Annotated in this window: 3 protein-coding genes; all 3 read left to right on the forward strand. The window is 42.0% G+C overall.

All coding sequences use genetic code 11. The annotated features are described in order from the left end of the window. The first annotated feature begins 265 nt into the window (after positions 1 to 265). Positions 266 to 1,936, forward strand: coding sequence for a sulfatase (locus RDO37_RS08055; RefSeq protein ID WP_308498717.1), 1,671 nt, complete (start codon positions 266 to 268; stop codon positions 1,934 to 1,936). A gap of 343 nt (positions 1,937 to 2,279) precedes the next feature. Then, the gene (locus RDO37_RS08060) at positions 2,280 to 3,527 is read left to right on the forward strand and encodes an anaerobic sulfatase maturase (protein ID WP_308498718.1); all 1,248 of its coding nucleotides are present in this window, start codon (positions 2,280 to 2,282) and stop codon (positions 3,525 to 3,527) included. Between the two features lie 345 nt (positions 3,528 to 3,872). Continuing rightward, complete coding sequence (locus RDO37_RS08065; RefSeq protein WP_308498719.1) at positions 3,873 to 6,059, forward strand: transposase; 2,187 nt, start codon at positions 3,873 to 3,875, stop codon at positions 6,057 to 6,059. Positions 6,060 to 6,202: the final 143 nt, after the last annotated feature.

The raw sequence follows: 6,202 nt of genomic DNA on the forward strand, positions 1-6,202 counted from the left end.
CTATCATGTATGAGTTCACATGGAATTAGCTCACTCAACTAATGTAGCGTTGTCATTTGATTGCGTGTGGTGAAGTTGAGTTTTGCTATCTATTCGTATTAGCCAAATTGTCTAAACGATTAAAGTTAGGTTCATAATGAGTTATTAAAAAAGAGTTTATATAGGCTCTTAGCTTAATACTTTGCTTAGCTTCAACTGTAATTAGATAGAGGCATGTACAGCTTCATGCGAACATCCTGATAACTAGTATGAGGATATTCAGTCTGTGAAGAATTTAAAACTGAGCGCCACTGCTATTGCAGTAGGTGCAGCCATCTCTGCTTTCGGTGCCGGTGCTGCATTTGCAGCTGACAATGGTAAGGCTACTGCAACTAACGTTGCTTTTGCTGACTTTACCCCAGTTGAATACACCACTAAGGACAAGCCTAACGTAATCGTTATCACCATGGACGATTTAGGCTATGGTCAGCTTCCATATGATGAGAGCTCTTTCGATCCTAAGACCATGGAAAACCGTGAACAGGTTGCCACCTTTAAGATCGATGTAGACAAGGCTATTGAGGCAGCTCGTAACTCTACTCCAACTTTACGTGCTCTCATGGATGATGGCGTACGTTTAACCCAGGGTTACGTAGCTCACGCTATGTCAGGCCCTTCTCGTGCAGCTATCATGACTGCTCGTTCACCATCCCGCTATGGTGTATATGGTAATACCGACTCACAAGATGGTATCCCAGCATCTGAGACATTCTTACCAGAACTCTTCCAAAACTACGGCTACTACACTGCTTGCGTAGGTAAGTGGCACTTATCTAAGATCACCAACATCCCAGTACCAGAAGATCAGCAGACCCGTGACTACCACGACAACTTCGTCACCTTCGGTGATGAGCCAGGTCAGCCACAAAATCGCGGCTTCTCTTACTTCTTCGGTTTCCACCTATCTGGCACTTCATACTACAACTCACCATCTCTGTTTGAGAACCGTGAGCACGTAAAGGCAGAGGGTTACATCTCTGATCAGCTCACCGATGCTGCTATTAAGGCTGTAAATCGTGCTGATGCAATCGATGCTCCATTCATGCTTTACCTTGCTTACAACGCACCACACCTTCCAAACGACGCTGCCGCTCCTGATGTATATCAGTCACGCTTCAACACTGGTTCACAGACTGCAGATAACTTCTACGCATCTGTATACTCTGTAGACCAGGGCGTTAAGCGCTTACTCGAGCAGCTCGAGAAGAATGGTCAGCTTGATAACACCCTCATCTTCTTCACCTCTGACAACGGTGCTGTTATCGACGGTCCATTACCACTCAACGGCGCACAGGCAGGTTACAAGAGCTTAACCTATCCAGGTGGTACTCATACCCCAATGTTTGCTTACTGGAAGGGCAAGTTAAAGACCGGCAAGTACGACAAGCTCGTATCTGCAATGGACTTCTACCCAACCGCTTTAGATGCTGCTGGTATTCCTATTCCTGAGGAACTCAAGGGCACCTTAGACGGTGTTTCACTGTTACCTTACATTAACGGCGAGAAGAAGGGCAATCCACACGATCACCTCGTATGGCTGTCCTCATTTTCACACTGGTTCGACACCCGTAACATTCCATACTGGGATAACTACCACAAGTATGTTCGTTACGAGTCTGACTACTATCCACAAAACCCTAACACTGAGAACTTATCTGAGTTCACTTACACAGTACGTACCAACGAGTATCAGCTGATTTACACTGTTGAGGATAATGCTCTGCGTCTTTACGATCTGCGTGATCTCCAGATGAAGAACGATCTGACCATGGAGAAGCCTCAGGTTGTTGAGCAGCTCAAGAAGATTGCTAAGAAGCAGCTTTCTGAGTCCAAGCCACCTATCATGCCAAACTTCCAGCCTAAGTATCAGAAGATTGTTGATGCTTTAAACAAGTAATCATCTCTTCAACTTAAGCACTGCAAGATATCAGCACTTAGTGCTGGTATCTTGTAAACTAAAAAAGCCAGATCTTATCTATTAGGGTCTGGCTTTTTAATTTGAGCAATACTAAACTCAGATTTAATAGCCAACAGCTTTGCGCCAGAGATTAAGCGCTGGTACTAACAGCCGCTATATCATTGGTGTTGGCAACTGTAATAATCATTACTTTCAATCAAAGATAAGTGTTTATGCGCCGCTATAGCATGGCTAAACATAGGTTTTGATTGACACTCTAGTACAGTGCATCAAGGGAGCTGTTCTAGGGATGCTGTTTTTTCCCGAATAAGGCAGGATCGTCATGCACTTCACTATTAAGCCAGTTTCATTCACATGTAATCTTGAATGCGACTACTGTTTCTATCTGCCAAAAGGTGAAGAGCAGGGTATGCTGCACAAGGGCATCATGTCAGATGAGATCTTAGAGGCTTTCATCCCTCGTTACATTCAAGAGTGCCCATCCGATCACGTCCTCTTTACTTGGCAAGGCGGTGAGCCATTACTTGCTGGCCGTAAGTTTTTTGAAAAGGCTTTTGCTCTGCAAAGCCAATATGCCAATGGCAAGGTGATTGAAAACGCCATTCAGACCAACGCTACCTTGATTGATGACAAGTGGTGTGAGCTCTTCTTAAAGCACAAGATTCTGCTTGGTGTCTCTATTGATGGTCCAGCTGAGTTGCACGATAAGTATCGCCACTCTAAGAACGGCGGTGGCTCTCATAGCGAGGTCATGCAGGGCATTGAGCTTCTCAAAAAACATGGCGTTGAGTTCAATACACTTACCTGTATCAACGAAAGCAACTATCGCCATCCTTTAGAGGTGTATAAGTTCTTAAAGGATATTGGCTCAACCTTCATGCAGTTCTCTGAGGTTATTGAGACCAATCCTGAGAATACCGACTTTGACAATATCCCTCAGAGTTTTGAACCTAAGACATTTTCACTGCCAGCTAAGGGCTATGGCGAGTTTATGAGTGCTATTTTCCTTGAGTGGGTACATAACGATATCGATAAGATCAATATTCGTCAGTTCGAGTCCTTAATCTCTAACGTCTTAGGTTTAGGTCACCTCTCCTGCGTCTTTGAAAATCGTTGTCCAGATAACTTCGTACTTGAGGCTAATGGCGATATCTACGAGTGCGATCAGGCAGTTTATCCAAAGTATCGTTTAGCTAATATCTTAGATATTGAAAAGGCTGATGCCATGCCTGCTATTCGTTGTCAGGTCGATGGTGCCGATCCTACTGCAGCAACTGCAACTTGCTCACTTAAGGATCTCAAAGCTAGCCGCCTAAGTGCCCATAAGCTCAAGCTAAGCGCTGATTGTAAGGAATGTAAGTACTTAAGCTACTGCAATGGTGGCTGTATCAAACATCGCATAGTAAATGTCTCTGGTGTTTCAAAGACTTACTTCTGTGAGGGCTATAAGCAGCTCTTTGAAACCATGCTGCCATACTTAAATGCCATGGTATATCTTGAAAATCAGAAGATTCCATATCGCGCTATCAAGCAAATCGCTCCACAAATAGCTGCAGGCATCAAAAAATAAGCGATTTAGCGAATAAATAGGGATTTTCGTTGGGTTTTTGAGAAAATTTTCTCAATTGAGCGTATGATATACGAATCCTGCCTAGCAGGATAACCTTAGTTTTAAGGCCGTAGTGGTATGCGGCCTTTTTTAAAGCGCCACAACGATAATCCTCCTAACACATGCTCACCATTTGCCTTAGAGAAAAACTCTAAGCTCCCATCTATTGGTATGCACTCAATATACAGATCTCCTTTGATCATATAACGATCAATATCGATATATAAAATTATTGAATATCTCTTGTTTTATCGGTCAATATATAATATAATCATCTGTCCATTTATTGACCGAGTGCATATCCCCATGAAAGACTTCCTACCTCTACCATTCGACCTACCTGCAATCAAAGTAACCCGTAATGGTAAGTATTCGTATCTAACAACTTATCTGTCTATCTGGGAACCAGCCGTACTCGATGAAAATGGCAATGTTATTAAGAAAGGTCGCGCTCGTACAACGAATCGTAAAACTGTAGGCAAGCTTCTTTCAGAGGGCCTATCTGGTCTTGTTAAGTTCTCTACAGAATTCTTAATTGAACATCCTCAACTTGTTGGATTAACTATCTATAGAGCAGAGGGTGGTGAATTTTTTTACAAAAAACCAGAGCATGAGATTGATCTCTTTGAAGATGAGCTTGAATGTGATTCAGATGACTCAGGTGAGACTAGTCACTTAGCTGGCACAAGAAAGGTGATTGAGTCAGCTAGTGGCGTGCCAATGAGTAGAGACCCTGCCCAGCTTATTAACCTATCATTTGATGAGACTCGCAAGACATTAGAGTCAAGACCTAAAGCTGTAGCAAACGAGCTACTTGGCATTAAGTCAGGCGGTAGCATTTTAACTTTAGAGCAGCTTGCTATTTATACTGGAGTGAGAATGGCTTTAGCTAAGTCTTTCATGGACTATAAGCCTGATCCAATAGTAGATCCAAAAACTGGTAAACATAGAAGACTTCGCAGAATAACAAAGAAAAAGGCACTTCAATACACTTTGTGTATTGAAACTGTTGTGTATCAAATGATCATTAATGGCACAAACACATATGAAGGTCTTACTTCTTTCTGTGATTATTATGCTGTTGCCGATTGCGCTAATTTGGATATTGGCGCTTTTAAACGTATCGTCAGTTTGATTAACGATAACTTCATAGATCATTTTCACCATAACTATTTAGCGCACTATTTCAAGAATAATCACGAGAGGATTATCAAGGAAGGTCTTTGTACCGCTATTGATGGTACTCCGATTTCACATAAGAACCGAGATTTAATGTTTATAGACAGCGGTGTGGATAAGCAAGGAAACTACAATAACCAGGCCAATGTACAGTTTATATGCGACGCTTCAAAAAGCGGACTACCGCTCATGTACGATGTTTTTAATGGTCGCGCAAACGATATGTCTGCATTTAAAAATGTTCTTGAAAAGATTAATAGACATAGTGTCAATATAAACTCTATGACCGCTATTGTTGATAGAGGCTATGCGAGCGGCGGAAACATTGATGCTATGCTTCGTAGTGGACAAAAGTTCATAGTGAACATGAGCCAAAAAGCTCAAGTGAAAAGCATAATTAAGGAAGCTAGCGATTCTTGCTTGGCTGTTAGCAATACAGTGCTTGATTTTGAAGACATTACATCGAGTAAATATATCGATCGTCCTCATACATATGAATCGTATCCTGTAGATGGAAAGAGAGCCAAATTGGATGAAGAGGTAACTCTTCGCTATCACGTTTTATACTCGCCAGAAATCTACCACAACGCGTTCATGTCTGTAATGACTAAAATTAAAAACCTAGTATCTTTGTACATGTCCGGAGCAAAGCTTACATCAGCAGAATGTGACTACTTAGCAAAGTTTTCTGATTTTGATGCTGAAAAATACTTAAGCGAATCCTCTGCAACCTCAAAGAAATCAAAAGCCATAAAGAAGGATAAAGTTACTCTAAGTCCAGAAAAACGCCCAGTATTGAATGGAGCAGCAATAACGGAACACCTGAGCACAAAAGGTTTTCAGGTGCTAGTAACTAACGATCTTACTTTGAGTAGTGCTGAAGTAAAAGAAAGATATGGAAGACGACAAAGTATCGAGAATGTTATTCAACGTACAAAATCGGGTCTTGACGGAAAAACAACTAAAGCTAAGACAGACAAAGGTTTTCAACAGAAACTTCTATTGCAACATATAGCAGGAATCTTAACCACAGAGCTAAATCACCGTGTTAGAGATGCTAGAGAAGCTAATCCAGGCAAGTACGCTAACAAATTACGGTCTACTAAAGAAGTGTTGCGTGTGTTAAACGGCATTACGGTAGAGCAGTATAAAGCGGGCATGATATGGAAGCCAATTGTTGGAGCCCAAGAATTTTTGTTGAGACAGTTAAAGATTGAGCTGCCTAGATCAGTGATGACAGTTGCAAAACTTGGACAGACTATAGATATGCCTGTCAGTGTTTCAGAAGATTTAGAGGAAGTGCCGGAGATATAGCTATAGTAACAGAGGTTACCTGTATCGCGCCGACTTAGATTAGCTTATAAAGCCAAAAGGGGCGCAGCATGCATATGCTGCAGCCCCTCATCAGGCCAGTATGCCTAGCTCCCTAGATCTATAAAAAACATTGACCAAAGGAG

Origin of the sequence: uncultured Anaerobiospirillum sp. (assembly GCF_902485895.1) — a bacterium.
GTDB lineage: Bacteria > Pseudomonadota > Gammaproteobacteria > Enterobacterales > Succinivibrionaceae > Anaerobiospirillum > Anaerobiospirillum succiniciproducens.

What these genes read in the sequence shown, in the direction of transcription:
- RDO37_RS08065 (WP_308498719.1), top strand. Translation starts at nt 3,873, where the DNA reads ATGAAAGACTTCCTACCTCTACCATTCGACCTACCTGCAATCAAAGTA.
- RDO37_RS08060 (WP_308498718.1), top strand. Translation starts at nt 2,280, where the DNA reads ATGCACTTCACTATTAAGCCAGTTTCATTCACATGTAATCTTGAATGC.